We start from the raw sequence: 16221 nt of genomic DNA, 5'->3' as shown, positions 1-16221 counted from the left end.
GCCCGGGCCGCGACGCTGCGACCCGGGCATCCCGAACGTACCGACTGGTCGGACTGGAGGGAAGGGTGACGCAGGGAATCCCCCCGACCCCGGTCCGCTCACGCGTACGTGCGCAGCCAGCGCAGCTTCTCCGCGTCCTGGTACGGGCCGCCGCCCTCGTGGTCGTTGAACTCGTACACCTCGATCGCCTTGTCGTCGTGCGCCCAGGCGTTGAACGCGGCGAAGACGGTCGACGGGGGACAGGTCTGGTCCTCCAGCGCCGCCGAGAACAGGGCGGGCGCCCGGCCGCGAGCCGCGAAGTGGACGCCGTCGAAGTAGGAGAGCGTGCGCGTCACGTCCTCGGTGCGCCCGCGGTGCGTCTTGAGGTAGAGGCCGATCTCCCGGTACGGGTGCCGGTCGGTCAGCGTCGTCGCGCGCGGGAAGTCGCACAGGAACGGCACGTCGGGCGCGACTGCGACCAGGTCGGGGACCAGACCGCCCACGGCGATCGTGATCCCGCCGCCCTGGCTCGCGCCGAGCGCCACGGTCCGCGTCGCGTCGGTCAGGGGGTGCGAGCGGGCGGCCTCGACGGCGCGCACGGCGTCCGTGTAGAGCCGGCGGTAGTAGTAGTTCTCGGGCGCGTCGACGCCACGGGTCATGAAACCCGGGTACGCGGGCGCACCGCCCACCGGATCCGCCGTGTCGCCCCCGCCGCCCCACGTGCTGCCCTGCCCGCGGGTGTCCATCACGAAGTGCGCCCGGCCCGACGACGCCCACAGCAGATGCTCGTGGGGCAGACCCCGGCCACCGCCGTACCCCACGAACTGCACCACCAGCGGCAGCGGTTCCTCGGCGGCCGCGGGCAGCAGCAGCCAGCCCTTGACCGGGTGGCCGCCGAACCCGGCGAACGTCACGTCGAACACCTGGACCGTGGCGAGCCCGGTGTCGACCGGCTCGAACCGGGCGTCCAGATCGTGCTCACGGGCCTCCTGGAGCGTCTTGGACCAGAAGGCGTCGAAATCCTCGGGTTCCGCCGACGCGCTGCGGTATTCGCGGAGCTCCTCGGGAGTGAGGTCGAACAGGGCCATCGACAACCGCCTTTGTGAAGGGGTACTGCGGATGATCACACCGTACGTGGCCCCGGCGAGCAGTCGCGAGGCCCGCGCCCGCCATCGGCGCCGGGGCGGGGTGCGCGTTGCGATGCGGCACGGGTGAGCGGATCTCGTGGTGCGGCACGGGTGAGCGGATATTGCGACGCGCCAGGGGCCGGCAGGTCTCGCGACGCGCACCGGCGAGCGGATGTCGCGACGGGGCCTCGCTGGGCTGGTCTCACGCCTTCCCGCGCGTCCAGTCCGGACCCGTCCGGGCCCACTCCCGCTCCCACTCGGTCATCCGGTGCCGCAGCGAGACCCGGCGCACGACACCGTGGCCGAGCAGCACCACGCCGGCTGCCGCGCCCGTGGTGAAGACGCCGATGGTGACCGCGTGCTGCCAGATCGCGACGTCGCCCGGCGGCGCGGACACGTCACGTCCCCGGGAGTCGAACCAGACGTCGACCCTGTCGCCCTGACGTGTCCCCGCCGGGACCCGGGCCTGAGCCGTCCAGGTGCCCTTGCCCGGCTCCGTCCAGCGCACCGTCGTCCGGTAGGCGTGCTCCCTGGCGCCCGCTGCGGAGGAGGGCTGATCGCTTGTGCCGCCAACCACCTCGGCACGGACACGATGCCGCTCCGCTCGCTCGACCGTGGCGATCGCCTTCGCCTCGTCATGGGCCCACAGGCCCGCCATCGCCCCGGCCAGCGGCGCGGCCAGGATCAGCAGCACAGCGACGGCCAGCGCCGTCCACGCCTCGACGACGTCCGACCGGCGCCGCAGCAGATTGCGCCGCCAGCGCCAGCCGCGCACCCGGGTTCGCATGTCGACCTCCTCGCCGTCACCGGAGCCGGAGGGGTGGACGGCACCTCGTCGGGGCCGGTCCGTCGTTCTCCGCGCTCCGCGCACGCATGCGAGCGTCCACACCGATGTCGTACCCCGTTCGGCCCCACCGGCTCACCTCGCGAACCACATACCGCAGAGGTTTCTCAGCGTGGTGAGGAGGTCCACTGCGGCGCTCGAGACCGGCTTGCGCCCAACCCTGTCTCGGGGTCCGCGCTCCGGACGTCCGCCGGGGCCTACCCGAAGCGCTCGATGCGGATGCGATCCACGGGTTGCCCCGCCGCGACGAGCAGGCGCGAGGCGTGCTCGGCGAAGCCGTTGGAGCCGCACACATAGGCCTCCCATCCACCCGGCGGCCGCGCGGCCAGGAGCGGAGCCACATGTATGGCGGCCATACGTCCTACCGGCACACCGTCCGGCGCACTGCGCGTGAACACGGGCGTCGTCTCCGCGCCGAACTCCCGCGCGTAGATCAGCTCCTCGGGACTGCGCGCCGACACCAGCAGCCGCAGCGGCACCGTGAGCCCCCGGGACCGGTGGTGCCGGACCATCGACATGAGCGGTACGACGCCGGACCCCGCGCCGACCAGCAGCGCGGGCCGGTCGCCGGGCCAGGCGAAGAAGCCGCTGAGCGGCCCGCGCACCTCGACGGTGTCACCGGGCCGGGCCTCGGTGTGGAACCAGCCGGAGACCTCGCCGCCCTCGATGTGGTCCAGGGTCAGCTCGACGTGCCCTGAGCCGTCGGGCGCGGACGCGATCGAGTAGTGGCGCTGGGCCGTGTAGCCGTCCTCGGCGGTCAGCCGCAGCATCAGGTGCTGTCCGGGCAGGTGCCCGGGCCAGTCCGGGACCGCGAACCGGAAGGTGGTGGCGTGCGCGGTCTCGCGCCGGATCTCGGCGAGAGCGGCGGTCTGCCACGTCGCCTCGGTCTGCGTGCTGACGGCGATGCGTCCGGGCACCGCGAAGCGGGTCGGGGGAGCGAACGTCTCAGTCACCGGAGTACCGCTGCTCCTGCCAGGGGTTGCCGCGCGCATGGTAGCCGTTCTGCTCCCAGAAACCGGGTTCGTCATGGTCGAGGAGTGTGACGCCCGCGATCCACTTGGCGCTCTTCCAGAAGTACAGGTGCGGCACCAGCAGCCGCGCCGGGCCGCCGTGCTCCGGAGCCAGCGGCTCGCCGCCGTACTCCCAGGCGATCCAGGCCTGGCCGCCCGTGAGGTCTGCGAGCGGGAGGGCGGCCGTGTAGCCGGTGTGGGAGTAGGCGACGGCATGGGTGGCGGACCCATGGGGCTGGACCACATCCAGGAATGCGTCCAGCGAGACGCCCCCGAACCGGACGCCGAACTTCGACCAGCTCGTCACACAGTGGATGTCGCCCTCGTACGCCGACGCGGGCAGCGCGTGCGCCTCGTCCCAGCTCCAGGTGCGCGGCTGGGCCACCAGCCCGTCCACGCGGAACGACCAGTCGGCAGGCTGCAGGTCGGGCGTGACCTCCGCGGACAGCACGGGCCAGTCGTCGCCCGCGTCGTACTGCCCGGGGGGTAGCCCTGCGTTGCTCACGCGTGGGCGGCCGGTGAAGCCGCGGGTGACGTTCATACGGGTGCTGCCTGCCTGTGCCGACGCGGGTGAATGCTTACGCATTCAACCGTACGTGCACCTCGGGCCCGTCCCGGCACCGGGTGGCCCGGCGATCATTAAGGCCGTATGAACTCTCCCGCGGCCGGGGAATAGCCGCCCGGCGATCTCCCTTCCACAAGGCGTGCCGGTATCGGTGGCCCGTACACCCGGTGAGCCGGCGACTGCGAAGGAGAGTGGGAGCAATGCCGAAAGCGTATGTCTTCACGCGGTACGGCGGCCCGGAGACCGAGGCGTTCGTGGAGGTCGCGCGGCCGCGTCCCGGCGCCGGTGAGGTGCTGGTCGCGGTGCGTGCCGCGGGGGTCAACCCCGTCGACTGGAAGCTGCGTTCGGGCTACCGCCGCCCCGGCGAGACCGGCGAGCGCGTCTTCCCGGCCGTGTTCGGCAACGAGGTCTCCGGCGTCGTCGAGGAGGTCGGGGCCGGCGTGACCGGGTTCGCGGCCGGTGACGAGGTCTTCGGCAACACCGTGGCCGGGGGCTACGCCGAGTACGCGTTGCTGCCCGCCGCGGTCACCGCGCACAAGCCCGCCGAACTGTCCTTCGCCGACGCCGCCACCCTGCCGGTGGCCGCGGCGACCGCCTACGACGGCGTCCGCCAGCTCGACCTGCCCACCGGAGCGACGCTGCTGATCACCGGGGCCGGCGGTGGCGTGGGCGCGGCGGCGACGCAGATCGCCCGCGCTTTCGGGCTGCAGGTCGTGGGCGTCTCGAGCGAGGGCAAGAAGGACTTCGTCGAGTCGCTCGGCGCCGTGCACGTGCCGTCCGGCCCTGGCCTCGCCGACCGCGTACGGGCTGCCGCGCCCGACGGCGTCGACGGCGTGTACGACCTGGTCGGCGGCGAGGTGCTCGCCGAGGCCGCCGCCCTGCTCACCGACCGCTCCAAGCTGATCACGGCCGGTGCCACGGCGGAGACCGTGTCCGCGCTGGGCGGCGCCCGCGTCGCGCGCGCCCGCAACGCCGCCGTCCTCGACGAGGTGGCCCGGCTCGTGGGCAACGGCGACCTGGACCCCCACGTCACCCGGACCTTCCCGCTGGAGCGGGCGGAGGAGGCGCTGCGCGCCGTCGAGGAGGGCCATGCCCGCGGCAAGATCGTGATCGAGGCCGCCGCATGACCGACGCGAACCAGGAGAGCAGGGTGCCGGCCGACGCCCCGCACATCCTCGACAACCCCGCTCTCGCCTCGCTGACCGGCCCGCACGCCGGCTTCGCCGAGCGGCGCGGCCGGGTGCTGCGCTACCCGGTGGACGTGTCCCCGTGGCTGGCCCTGCCCGACGGGCCCGACGCCGACGACTGGGCGGACCTCGCCGCGCTGGCCGGACCGGGTGCGGAGGTCCCGCTGCCCGGTTTCCGGGGGGAGGTCCCGGACGGCTGGGAGATCACGTTCCGGGTGGAGGGCGTCCAGTTGGTCGACGACGGCCTCGCCGCGGCGCCGGACGCGGAGGCGGTCCGCCTCGGTCCGGACGACGTACCCGAGATGCTCGACCTGGTCGGGCGCACCCGGCCGGGCCCGTTCCTGCCCCGCACCATCGAACTCGGCACCTACCTCGGCATACGGCGCGACGGCGCCCTCGTCGCCATGGCGGGGGAGCGGCTGCACCCGCCGGGCTGGACCGAGATCAGCGCGGTCTGCACGGACTCGGCGTACCGCGGCGAGGGCCTGGCGACCCGGCTGATCCGCGCCGTCGCGCACGGCATCCGCGAGCGCGGCGAGACACCGTTCCTGCACACGGGGGCGGGCAACACGAACGCCATCAGGCTGTACGAGTCGCTCGGCTTCCGGCTGCGGCGCAGGACGGCCTTCCTCGCCGCCAGGGCGCCACAACGACTGGCGGACGGACGCGAGGCCGTACCGGTGGCGTGAGCGGCGCGGCGCCGTCCGATCAGTCGGAGTCGGCGTCCGCCCGCGCGTTGTACCGCTCGAGATACCGGGCGAACCGCGTCAGGTCCTCCTCCGGCCAGTCCTCGAGCCGCTCCTGGAAGGCGGCCCGGCGCCGCTGAGTGACCTGAGCGAGGATCTCACGTCCCGCGTCGGTCAGTTGCAGCACCTGGACCCGGTGGTCCTCCGGGTCCGGGCGCCGCTCGACGAGCCCGGCCCGCTCCAGCGCGGTCACCTGGCGGCTGACCGTGGACTTGTCCAGCGCGTAGTGCGCCGCCAGGTCGGTGGCCCGGCAGCCGTCGCGCTCCTCCAGGTGCCCGAGCAGGGTGTACGACACCAGGGACAGTTCGGGGTGCATTCGGCCCGCCGAGGCCCTGGCCCGGCGCGCGAAGATCGTCATCTCGCGCTGGATGGTCTCGATGGCCGTCTGCGCTGCGCTCACGGGGAATCCTCCTCAGCCGCTCCCGTTGCAGAGTACAACTTGAGCGGCCGTCGATCCGCACGGGCGTGCACCGACGCAACCGCGGCCCAGGGGCGGTCGAAGAGGCCGTAGGCGCAAGTCCGTTGGGGTAGGGTGGCCGTCCGGCCGTGGATCGTCCCGGCCCTGCTGTCGAGGAGGTGAGACCCATTACCGCTGTGTCAGGTCGGGTGCTCTCTCCTCACCATGGCGCGGATCACCGCTAGCGGGTGACCGTGTGAGCGCCCTTCGGCCCCAAGGTCTCCGAAAGGCTCTCGGCTCCCATGCCCCCTCTTTCCTCCCCTGCCTCCGTCATCGCCGCGCTGCGCGCCGCCGGCTGCGTCTTCGCCGAGGACGAGGCCGAGTTGATCCTCGCCACCGCCCGCACGCCGGACGAGCTGGCCGCGATGGTCGACGGACGCGTCCTGGGGCTTCCCCTCGAACACGTCCTCGGCTGGGCCGAGTTCCACGGACTGCGCGTCACCGTGGAACCGGGCGTCTTCGTGCCGCGCCGCCGCACCGAATTCCTGGTCGACCAGGCCCTCGCCCAGGCCCCGGACGCCTCCGTGGTGGTGGACCTGTGCTGCGGTTCCGGCGCGGTCGGCGCCGCCCTGGCCGCCGCGCTGGGCCCGGTCGAACTGCACGCCGCCGACGTCGACCCGGCCGCCGTGCGCTGCGCCCGCCGCAACATCGCAGCCTTCGGGGGACACGCTCACGAGGGCGACCTGTTCGACGCCCTGCCCGCCACCCTGCGCGGGCGCGTCGACGTCCTCGCGGCGAACGTGCCGTACGTCCCCACCGGCGAGCTGGGCCTCCTGCCGGCGGAGGCCCGCGAGCACGAGCCCCGGGCCGCCCTCGACGGCGGACCCGACGGTCTCGGCATCCTGCGCCGGGTCGTCACGGCCGCACCGGACTGGCTGGCTCCCGGGGGCCGTCTGCTGGTGGAGACGAGCGAACGCCAGGTGCCCACGGCCGTCGAGGAGTTCACCCGTGCGGGACTGAACACCCGCCTGGCGGTGTCCGAGGAGCTCTACGCCACCGTGCTGATCGGCGTCAGGGTCTGACCGCGCACGCGGCGCCTCATGTCGTCGCCCCGCTGCCCGACGGGCCGGCCGGTGACGGGGTGCCGTCGGGGCGGCCCCAGGGACCGTGGCCGGGCAACCCGCCCCGGTGCTCGCGCGGGCCCTTGCCGTCGAAACGCGAGCCCTTGCCGTCGAACGTCCCGGCGAAGGCGGCCTTCGCGGTCCGGGTGCCGTCGTCCGCCCGGGTGCCGACGAGGATCGCCGTGTCGCCCTTCTTCAGGGTGCCCGAGTCCGACGAGACGTCGTGGCGGCGGACCATCGCGTCCGAGCCGACGGTCCAGGTCCACCGCGCGCCGTCCTCGCTCTTGACGGTCACCTGGTCGCCGGCCACCTTCTCGACGGTGCCCCGCTGCCAGACCCGTACGACCCACTTCCCGGTGTCGCGGTCCTTGACGGTCGCCTCGCCGTGCGCGGCGTCCCCGCCGAGGCCGAACCACGAGCCGTGCCCGTGTCCGTCCGGTCCCGGCGACGGGGAGGTGGAGCCGGCGGCCGCCGGTACGGCGTCGCCGGCCGTGCCGCCCGAGGCGGCGGCGTAGGCGACCGTGCCGCCGAGGGCCAGCACCACGACCGCCACCGCGACGGTCACGGCGCGCGCCCTGGCCGACTGCCTGTGCCATCGCTCGCGCAGGGGCGGACGGGACTCGCGGCCGTCGCCCGGCCCGGCGATCACCTCCCACTCGGCGGCCGCCCGCGGCGGCTCGGCCGGCATCGGCGGAATCGGCGGCACCGGCTCCGTGGGTCCTTCGCCGGAGCGCTGCTCATGGTCCGGTTCGTGCATCACCGCTCGCTCCCCTCGGCCATGTCACGCGGCATCCTTACGCATGCCTCCCTGTGATTGTCCCGTCAGGACGATAAGGGCCTGATAACGAGTCGCTGTGAATCGGCCCCGGACCCGTCCCCCGGGGCCGGTCGTCAGTCGAGCGCATGCGCCCGCGCGATGAGCAGCGCCACGTCGTCGTGGTTGTCGGGGTGGTGGAGCCGCCGCAGCAGCAGGTCGCAGACCTCCTCCAGTGGACGGGCCGGGTCGTCCAGCAGGGCGAGCATGTCGTCCAGGCGTTCGTCCAGCGAGTGCCGACGCGTCTCGACCAGCCCGTCCGTGTAGAGGACCAGCTCGTCCCCGGGCCCCAGGTCGACCGTGGTGGTGGAGAACTCGACCCCGCCCACGCCGAGCGGCACCCCCGTGTCCAGGTCGAGCAGCTCCGCGGGACGCCCCACGCACACCCGGGCCGGGGGCAGATGGCCGGCGTTGGCGATGCGGCACTGGCGCAGATGGGGGTCGTGGACGACGTACACACAGGTCGCGATGGACTGGTCGAGACCCGACGTGATCTTGTCGAGGTGTTCGAGGAGCATGGCGGGATCGAGGTCCAGCGCGGCCAGGGTGGCCGTCGCGGTGCGCAGCCGGCCCATGGTGGCGGCCGCGTCGATGCCGCTGCCCATCACGTCGCCCACGACGAGTGCCGTCTTGTCGCCTTCCAGCGGGATCACGTCGAACCAGTCGCCGCCGACCTCGCTCGCCGCGCCCGCGGGCTGGTAGCGGGAGGCGACCTCGAGCCCGGTCGTCACCGGAGGATGGCGGGGCAGCAGACTGCGCTGCAGGGTGAGGGCGGTGTTGCGGGCATTCTGGTACCAGCGCGCGTTGTCGATCTGCACGGCCGCGCGGGCGGCCAGCTCCCGCGCCAGCAGTACATCGTCCTCGTCGAACGGCGCCTGATTGCACGTGCGCTTGAGGTCGAGGGCGCCCAGCACCTCGCCGCGCGCGATCAGCGGCACGGCCAGATACGAACGCAGGCCCGCCCGTCCCAGCAGCACCGCCGCCTCGGGGGAGCGGGCGATGCGGGGCAGGTCGTCGTCCTTGACCTGCGGTACGACGATCGGGCGACCCGTTCGCACGCACTCGGTGACCAGCCGGTCGGGCGCGTACTCGGCGAGCTCTCCGGGCGGGTCGGCGGCCCGGATCGCGTCCGTGGCGTGCTCGGCGCGGACGGCGAGGGCGCGGATCATCGCGGGCTCGGACGGGCCGAGCGTGCTGGGACGGCCCTCCACCACCGCCTCGAGCAGGTCCACGGCGACCACGTCGGCCAGCTCGGGCACGGCGACGTCGGCCAGTTCGCGGGCGGTGCGGTCCAGCTCGAGGGTGGTGCCGATCCGGGCGGAGGCGTCCGCGATGAGTGCGAGGCGGCGGCGCGCCGCCTCCGCCTCGACGGCCGCCCGGTACTGCTGGGTGATGTCCACGACCGAGATCGCGACGCCGAGGACCGTGCCCATGGCGTCCTCGAGCCGGTACAGCGACACCGACCAGGCGTGGTCCTCGTCCGGGTCCGCCGGGGTTCGGCCGACCGTGGGCCGGTCGACGAGCGGCTGCCCGGTCTCCAGGACCTGGGTGGCCGCCCGTTCCAGTGCGTCGGTGTCCATCTGCGGCAGCAGCTCGTGGAGGGTGCGGCCGGTGTGCTCCTCGGCCGGGACGCCGTTGATCTTCGCCAGTTCGGGGTTGACCGAGACGTATCGCAGGTCGCTGTCCAGGACGGCCAGGCCGATCGGGGACTGGTTCACGATCCGTTCGGACAGGGCGACGTCCTGTTCGAGGCGGCGCACCGTCGACTGGTCGGCGGCGAGACCCAGCGCGTACACGTCGCCGTGGTCGTCCAGCAGGCGCATGTTGCGGAACTCGACCAGACGCGTGCTGCCGTCCTTGACCTTGATGGGGAACGCCCCGGCCCAGCTCTTGCCCGTCCGCATCACGTCGGCGAACAGCTTGCCGACCAGCTCGATGTGCTGGTCGTGGACCATCAGCCGGGCCGCGTACTGCCCGAGAGCCTCCTGCGCCGAGTAGCCGAACAGCTCCTCCGCCTGGGGGCTCCACAGCACGATGTGTCCCCGGTCGTCCAGCACGACCGAGGCCACCCGGAGCACGTCGAGCAGGCCGCTCGGGCGGACCGGCCCGTCACCCTCCGCCACGGGAGCCTCGGCTGGACTCATTCCACGCACCGCCTTCGACCGTCCGCACGGCACGTCGTCCCCCGTGCCGACTCCCCTTGTTCTATCGCGCCCACACCCGACTCGCCGACGCTGCCGCCGGCGTCTTTCTCCACCATCTCTCAACACGGCGGCGGGTGTACGCGGAAGTCGTCGGCAGGGCGCCATCCGGGCGCACGGCAGCCCGTCACGCCCGTTCACCTCTCTGTTCCCGAGCTTGGTCTGCACATGTCCATCGGACCCGGGTCAGACTGTCCGCCGAAAGTGCCCGCCACCCCCCGAACCCCAGAAGCAGGCCCATGCCCGCGCCCGCCCGGCAACGTTGTCACGCGGTCCTCACCGGACTCGTCGCCCTCGCCACCACGTTCGCCCTCTCCGCCGTCGTACCCGCCTCGGCCGCCGACACCTGGACCGAGACCGGCTCCGACCGCGCCGATCCGCTCACCGAGAGCCAGGGCCTGGCCTCGGTCGAGGTCCCGGCCGGCAGCCCCAACCGGTACACCGGCATCGGCACCATCCCTTCCGACGTGCGCGGCCGCGGCTGGAACCACGTCGGCGACCCCGACGCGTCCTACGACGGCTACTACATCGAGCCGTACCAGCGGGACTCCGGCAACTCGAAGATGTTCCGGGTGCAGGCACCGGACGGTGCCTGGTCGGAGTACGTCCACACGCTCGGCGGCGGGGAGGCGCTCAACAACTCCTGGGTCGCGATCTCGCCGGGCGGACAGTGGATGCTCGCGGGGGAGTACGGCACCATGAGTCGGCTCCTGGTCTTCCCGGCCCCCGGCGTGAACCCGAGCACCTCGCCGTCCGTGAACCTGCCGCAGGTATCCACGGTGAACCTGGACCGTGCCGTGCGGGACGTGCAGGGCTGCGACTTCTCCGGCCCGACGACCCTGCTGTGCTCCTCCGACGACCCCGACGGCAGCCTTTTCGGCGTCACGAAGCCGCTCCTCCAGGTCGACCTGTCCGCCGAGCCGGGCGGCACGGCCGACGTGTCCGGCCATGTCACGGCGCTGCGCCGACTGCCGCTGCGCAGCTCCTGCTCCGGCGCGTTCGAGGCGGAGGGCATCGACTACGACCGCCGTACCGGCACGCTGCGCGTGATCGTCGTGTCGCCGGGATTCTGCGTGCTCACGGACAGCAAGACGTACAAGTTCACGCGGAGCTGAGCCTCCGGGGTGCCCGGTCGATGCGACAGGTGGTGCTCTTCCGGAAAGTGGTGGTTTTCTGGGGTCGTGGCGTGGTTCGCGGGGAACCCGCGGGGTCGCGTCACCGCCACGAGAGGAGCGATCACGATGGACCGTGAGCGCATGCACGAGGAGCCCGTATCCGTCGAGATCAGCGGATGCAGCAAGGAAGACGCCCGGATCGTGTTCGACGCGCTGTGCCAGTGCTTCGAGTCCGACCGGGGCGCCGAGGACGTGCCCCAGCAGCTCCACGAGACGCGTCCGATGGTGTGGCTCGGAACGTTCGAGGTCACCGACGCCCACGAGTGCCGCCCGCCCGCCCATCTGTCGTCGACCGTCGAGGCGGACGCACAGGGCGGCTACTGGGCGATCGACCGCCTCCGCGCGACCCTTGACTCCCTGTTCGCGGTACGCAACCTCACCTCGGCCTCGGGCGACCAGGAGAGGGAACTCCACGTCCTACTGGAAAGCCGCTGAAATCTCCACTCGATACGCCCCGGCCGCTCAGCCCCCGGCCGGGGCGTACTGCGCCACCCCGTCCCCGAACGGCCGGTCGACCGACTCGTTCTCGGTCACATTGACGACCACGTTGCGCGGTTCGATGCCGGCGTAGGCGTGCGCGAGCTCGGCGATCCGGCGGTACAGGGGCGCGCTTGCGGTCGGGCGCGCGTCCCGAGCGCATCGTGATCGCGACGAAGACGACGCCGTCGTCGTGCCGTAGGCCCAGGTGGTCGCCGCACCACAGGGTGCTGTGGATGCCGTCGTGGCCGGTCAGCACCTGGAATCGGTCCTCCGCCGGAACGCCGAGCACCTCGGCCGGCGCGTCCTGGACGGCGTGGCCCAGCGACTCGAGGCGGGCGCTGTCGGCGCCGAGCGCGTCGATTTCACGCTCGCCTCAGAGTTTATGCAACTAGTTGCAAAACACGTCGGGTGTCCTCTACAACAGGGACGACCGCATCTCGCACGGAGGGCCCGATGAGTCGTTACCCGCATCTGCTGAAGCCGCTCGACCTGGGGTTCACCACCCTGGCCAACCGTGTCCTCATGGGGTCCATGCACGTGGGGCTGGAGGAGGCCGAGAACGGGTTCGAGCGTATGGCGGAGTTCTATGCCGCCCGTGCGCGTGGGGGAGTCGGGCTGATCGTCACCGGAGGGATCGCGCCCAACGACGAGGGGCGGCCGTACGCGGGCGGTGCCAAGCTCACCACCGATGCCGAGGCCGAGCGGCACGCCGCTGTGACCGAGGCCGTCCACCGTGCGGGCGGGAAGATCGCCATGCAGATCCTGCACTTCGGTCGGTACGCCTACCACCAGGATCTGGTTGCTCCGAGCCCTGTACAGGCCCCGATCAGCCCCTTCCCGCCCCGCGAACTCACCGGCGCCGACGTCGAGCGGACCATCGGCGACTACGCCCGCGCCGCCCGCCTCGCCCGCCGGGCCGGCTACGACGGCGTCGAGATCATGGGCTCCGAGGGCTATCTGATCAACGAGTTCATCGCCGCGCAGACCAACCACCGCACCGACCGCTGGGGCGGCTCGTACGAGAACCGCATGCGCTTCCCCGTGGAGATCGTCCGGCGCATGCGCGAGGCCGTCGGCGCGGACTTCATCATCGTCTACCGGCTGTCCATGCTGGACCTGGTGCCCGGTGGCTCCTCGTTCGACGAGGTCGTCACGCTCGCCAAGGCCGTCGAGGCCGCCGGCGCGACGATCATCAACACCGGAATCGGCTGGCACGAGGCCCGCATCCCCACCATCGCCACCTCGGTGCCGCGCGGCGCCTACACCTGGGTCACCAAGAAGCTGATGGGCGAGGTGTCCGTCCCGCTGGTGACCACCAACCGCATCAACACCCCGGACCTCGCCGAGGAGTTGCTCGCCGACGGCTGTGCGGACATGGTCTCCGTGGCCCGCCCCATGCTCGCAGACCCCGACTTCGTCAACAAGGCGGCCGAGGGACGGCCCGAGGCCATCAACACCTGCATCGGCTGCAACCAGGCCTGCCTCGACCACACCTTCAGCGGCAGGATCACCTCCTGCCTGGTCAACCCGCGCGCCTGCCACGAGACCGAACTCGTCCTGTCCCCGACCCGGTTGAAGAAGCGCGTCGCCGTCGTCGGCGCGGGACCGGCGGGCCTCGCCTGCGCCGTGAGCGCGGCCGAACGCGGCCACGAGGTCACCCTGTTCGACGCCGCGAGCGAGATCGGCGGCCAGCTCAACGTGGCCCGCAAGGTCCCCGGCAAGCAGGAGTTCGACGAGACGCTGCGCTACTTCCGCCATCAACTCGAGGCGCACGGGGTGGACGTACGGATCGGCGCCCGCGTGGCCGCCGACGATCTCACCGGTTACGACGAGGTCGTGGTCGCCACCGGCGTCACCCCGCGCACCCCCGACATCCCCGGCGTCGACCACCCGCGCGTCCTCGGCTACCTCGACGTCCTGCGCGACGGCGCCCCCGTCGGCGACCGCGTCGCGATCCTCGGCGCGGGCGGCATCGGATTCGACGTGGCCGAGTACCTCACCGACAACGGCGACAAGGCGAGCGAGGACCCGGAGGCGTACTTCCGCGCCTGGGGCGTCGACATGGACTACCGGGCGCCCGGCGGACTTACGGCACCCCGGCGGCCCGCGCCCGCGCGCACCGTCCACCTGCTGCAGCGCAAGGAGACCAAGGTCGGCGCCGGCCTCGGCAAGACCACGGGCTGGATCCACCGCACGGAACTCAAGCACCGCGGCGTCACCATGGTGCCGGGCGTCCGGTACGACCGGATCGACGACGCGGGCCTGCACGTCACCGTGGGCGGGCAGAGCACCGTCCTCGAGGTCGACACCATCGTGCTGTGCACCGGGCAGGAGCCGCGCCGCGACCTGTACGAGGCACTGCTCGCCGCGGGCCGCAGCGCACACCTCATCGGCGGCGCCGACGTCGCGGCCGAACTGGACGCCAAACGCGCCGTCAAGCAGGGCACGGAGCTGGCGGCGACGCTCTAGGCGCCGTCCGGCGCGTCCCTAGGATGAGCCCATGTCACTCCCGCACGCGATCCTCACCGCCCTGCTCGAGAAGCCGTCGTCGGGGCTGGAGCTGACCCGCCGCTTCGACAGGTCGATCGGCTACTTCTGGTCGGCGACGCATCAGCAGATCTATCGTGAGCTGGGAAGACTGGAAGCCGACGGGCTCATTCGCACCCTGCCGGCCGAGCAGCCGGCCCGCGGGCAGAAGAAGAGCTATGAGGTCCTGCCCGCAGGCCGTGCCGAACTTGCCCGCTGGACCGCCGCGTCGCAGGACCCCAAGCCGCTGCGTGACGTGCTGCTGCTCAGGCTGCGTGCCGCGGCCGTCGTCGGCACGGCCGGTCTGGACAGCGACCTGCGCCGCCATCTCGACCTGCACCGTCGGCAGTTGGCCGAGTACGAGGCCATCGAGCGCCGTGACTTCCCGCCGGACCGGGACAGCCCCGAGGACCGTCTCAGGCACCTGGTCCTGCGCGCGGGCATCGACCTGGAGACCTTCTGGACGCAGTGGCTCACGCACGCGCTGAAGGAGTTCGCCGAACTGTCCGCCGCGGAGGGCTAGCAGCGGGGTCCCATCGGCCGGGAAACCCGCCCTCAGGGCCGGTACGGCTTCGACCGCCGCTTGCGCACGTACCAGCCCGTAGCGATCACGCCCGATCCCACGAGCGCCGCGCCGATGCCCAGGGTGAGCGGGCCGTAGTCGCGTGTCGCGCCGCCGAGGCCGCCCGCGACGCCGCGGGACGGCGAGGACGTGGGCTTGGGGGCGGTGGTGGAGGGGATCGTCGGAGCCGACCCCGGGGAGACGATGACGGACTGCGTGCCCGCTGTGTTGCCGTTGGAGCAGACGACGATGACCGAGTACGTGCCCGGGCTGACGTTCGACCAGGCGGCCGACTGGCTGATCGTGGTGCCCGCGAGCGCCGACTGCCGCCCCTGGGCGAAGTTCGTCTGACTGCTGTTCAGCAGGGAGGCGTTGCCCCAGCTGCCGTTGTTCTGCGCGCACGCACTGGTCACCACCGAGACGGTGGAACCGGACGTGCTCACCGAGATGCCCGTGGCGGCGCCTGACGGACCGGCCAGGCCGATCGGCAGCGCCGCGGCCGCCAGTACCGGGCCGGAGCGGAGGAGGATTCGAGTAGTGCGCATTGGGGTGCCCTCCGGCGGCACGGTTGGCGGAACGTCCCATGCGCCGCCGAGGGTCGGGAAACGTCCGTGCAGCCTTATGGCCAGCCAATGCGCCCCCGGTGCCACCCGCATGCGGACCGCCCCCGGCCAGGTGACGGATTGCTCCGTTCGATGGACCCCGGCGGGGCAGTTACGGCGCGGCGTCGCCGACCGTGCCGGTGGTCACCGTCCGCTCCGGCGAGAACCCGCCCCAGGTGCCGTCCGGCAGCTTGGCCCGGATCCGCACCCGGTGGCGGGCCCCGGCTTCCCGGCCGGCGTAGAAGCTGTACGTCGCCCGGCCGCGCGGGGGTGTGCCGCCCCACACCAGGGAGGTCGCGGCGGCGCCGTCCAGCTGGATCCCGTACTCCGTGATCACGCCGTCCGTCTGCGGCGCCACCCAGGACAGGTCGATGTAGTACGCCCCGTCGGTCCGGTGGGTCGTGGCGCGGAACCCGGTCGGGGCGGTGTCCCGGCCGTCGTCGGTGCCCGGAGTGGTGAGCCGGACGGCGTCGCTCGCGGGGGAGAGGTTGTCGGCCGCGTCGCGGGCCCGGACGCTGAAGACGTAGCGCGTACCGGGGCGCAGCCCGGTGACCACCGTCGCGGTCTGTCCGCCGACGACGCTGTGGATCTTCGTCGTGCCCTGGTAGACGTCGTACGACGCGACGGCCCGGTCGTCCGTCGACGCGGTCCAGGACAGCTGCACCGCACGGCTGCCCACCGCCCGGCCCCGCGGTGACCCAGGGCTGGTCGGCGGCGAGCCGTCCGCCGCGACCGCGGCCGGTGTCCTCGCCCGGACCTGCCGGCTGGGCGGGCCGAGGCGCCCGTCGGTATCCCGGGCCCGCGCGCCCGCACGGTGAAGGCATACGATCGGGTAGGAGGGCCGGTTCGCCCGGCCCTCCCCCCACACCACCGGACATGCGGGCC

At 72.7% G+C, this 16221-nt stretch carries 16 protein-coding genes and 1 pseudogene; 7 read left to right on the top strand and 10 right to left on the bottom strand.

Features of this window, described 5'->3' with window-relative positions; all coding sequences use genetic code 11:
• Positions 1–98: 98 nt before the first annotated feature.
• The 4 genes from IEZ19_RS07770 to IEZ19_RS07755 form a co-directional block, all read right to left on the bottom strand.
• On the bottom strand, positions 99–1067 hold the full coding sequence (locus IEZ19_RS07770; RefSeq protein WP_189310351.1) for an acetylxylan esterase: 969 nt from the start codon (positions 1065–1067) through the stop codon (positions 99–101).
• Positions 1068–1308: 241 nt separating this feature from the next.
• A complete protein-coding gene (locus IEZ19_RS07765; RefSeq protein ID WP_189310350.1) occupies positions 1309–1893 on the bottom strand; it encodes an Rv1733c family protein in 585 nt (194 codons plus the stop codon).
• A gap of 254 nt (positions 1894–2147) precedes the next feature.
• Complete coding sequence (locus tag IEZ19_RS07760) at positions 2148–2903, bottom strand: ferredoxin reductase (protein WP_189310349.1); 756 nt, start codon at positions 2901–2903, stop codon at positions 2148–2150.
• Positions 2896–3501, bottom strand: a complete 606-nt coding sequence (locus IEZ19_RS07755) for a sulfite oxidase-like oxidoreductase (protein WP_189310348.1) — start codon at positions 3499–3501, stop codon at positions 2896–2898. Before IEZ19_RS07755 ends, IEZ19_RS07760 begins: the two co-directional genes overlap by 8 nt.
• A gap of 224 nt (positions 3502–3725) precedes the next feature.
• On the opposite strand from IEZ19_RS07755, the gene IEZ19_RS07750 reads away from it, so the two are divergent.
• Both IEZ19_RS07750 and IEZ19_RS07745 read left to right on the top strand, forming a co-directional pair.
• Entirely contained in the window at positions 3726–4652 is a 927-nt protein-coding gene (locus IEZ19_RS07750) for an NADP-dependent oxidoreductase (protein ID WP_189310347.1), read from the top strand.
• Positions 4649–5401, top strand: a complete 753-nt coding sequence (locus IEZ19_RS07745; RefSeq protein WP_189310346.1) for a GNAT family N-acetyltransferase — start codon at positions 4649–4651, stop codon at positions 5399–5401. The genes IEZ19_RS07750 and IEZ19_RS07745 overlap by 4 nt, the downstream gene beginning before the upstream one ends.
• A gap of 19 nt (positions 5402–5420) precedes the next feature.
• Here IEZ19_RS07745 and IEZ19_RS07740 read toward each other — a convergent pair whose 3' ends face one another.
• Positions 5421–5816, bottom strand: a complete 396-nt coding sequence (locus IEZ19_RS07740) for a MarR family winged helix-turn-helix transcriptional regulator (protein WP_189310615.1) — start codon at positions 5814–5816, stop codon at positions 5421–5423.
• A 341-nt stretch (positions 5817–6157) separates the two neighbouring features.
• Between IEZ19_RS07740 and IEZ19_RS07735 the strand changes: the two genes are divergently transcribed.
• Entirely contained in the window at positions 6158–6937 is a 780-nt protein-coding gene (locus IEZ19_RS07735; protein WP_189310345.1) for a putative protein N(5)-glutamine methyltransferase, read from the top strand.
• Between the two features lie 16 nt (positions 6938–6953).
• Here the strand turns inward: IEZ19_RS07735 and IEZ19_RS07730 are convergent, their stop codons facing one another.
• Positions 6954–7733 carry a hypothetical protein gene (locus IEZ19_RS07730; RefSeq protein WP_189310344.1) on the bottom strand — a complete coding sequence of 260 codons (780 nt, stop codon included), beginning with the start codon at positions 7731–7733 and terminating at the stop codon, positions 6954–6956.
• 134 nt (positions 7734–7867) lie between these two features.
• On the bottom strand, positions 7868–9934 hold the full coding sequence (locus tag IEZ19_RS07725) for a SpoIIE family protein phosphatase (protein WP_189310343.1): 2067 nt from the start codon (positions 9932–9934) through the stop codon (positions 7868–7870).
• Positions 9935–10230: 296 nt separating this feature from the next.
• On the opposite strand from IEZ19_RS07725, the gene IEZ19_RS07720 reads away from it, so the two are divergent.
• On the top strand, positions 10231–11106 hold the full coding sequence (locus tag IEZ19_RS07720; RefSeq protein ID WP_189310342.1) for a hypothetical protein: 876 nt from the start codon (positions 10231–10233) through the stop codon (positions 11104–11106).
• 126 nt (positions 11107–11232) lie between these two features.
• Positions 11233–11601 carry a hypothetical protein gene (locus IEZ19_RS07715; protein ID WP_189310341.1) on the top strand — a complete coding sequence of 123 codons (369 nt, stop codon included), beginning with the start codon at positions 11233–11235 and terminating at the stop codon, positions 11599–11601.
• Between the two features lie 27 nt (positions 11602–11628).
• Here the strand turns inward: IEZ19_RS07715 and IEZ19_RS50490 are convergent.
• Positions 11629–12007, bottom strand: a pseudogene (locus IEZ19_RS50490) (tautomerase family protein).
• A 92-nt stretch (positions 12008–12099) separates the two neighbouring features.
• On the opposite strand from IEZ19_RS50490, the gene IEZ19_RS07710 reads away from it, so the two are divergent.
• Positions 12100–14115 (top strand): NADPH-dependent 2,4-dienoyl-CoA reductase, encoded by a 2016-nt coding sequence (locus IEZ19_RS07710; RefSeq protein ID WP_189310340.1) that lies wholly within the window; start codon positions 12100–12102, stop codon positions 14113–14115.
• Positions 14116–14146: 31 nt separating this feature from the next.
• Positions 14147–14695 (top strand): PadR family transcriptional regulator, encoded by a 549-nt coding sequence (locus IEZ19_RS07705; protein WP_189310339.1) that lies wholly within the window; start codon positions 14147–14149, stop codon positions 14693–14695.
• 32 nt (positions 14696–14727) lie between these two features.
• Here the strand turns inward: IEZ19_RS07705 and IEZ19_RS07700 are convergent, their stop codons facing one another.
• Together IEZ19_RS07700 and IEZ19_RS07695 are read right to left on the bottom strand one after the other, a co-directional pair.
• A complete protein-coding gene (locus IEZ19_RS07700) occupies positions 14728–15279 on the bottom strand; it encodes a hypothetical protein (protein WP_189310338.1) in 552 nt (183 codons plus the stop codon).
• A gap of 169 nt (positions 15280–15448) precedes the next feature.
• Positions 15449–16221: fibronectin type III domain-containing protein (locus IEZ19_RS07695; RefSeq protein WP_189310337.1), on the bottom strand; the 773-nt coding region annotated here is incomplete at its 5' end.

Source organism: Streptomyces brasiliensis, assembly GCF_014647875.1.
In the GTDB taxonomy this organism is placed as follows: Bacteria; Actinomycetota; Actinomycetes; order Streptomycetales; family Streptomycetaceae; genus Streptomyces; species Streptomyces brasiliensis.
The sequence above is the reverse complement of the archived record's forward strand: the minus strand, read 5'-3'. Positions and strand labels throughout refer to the sequence as shown.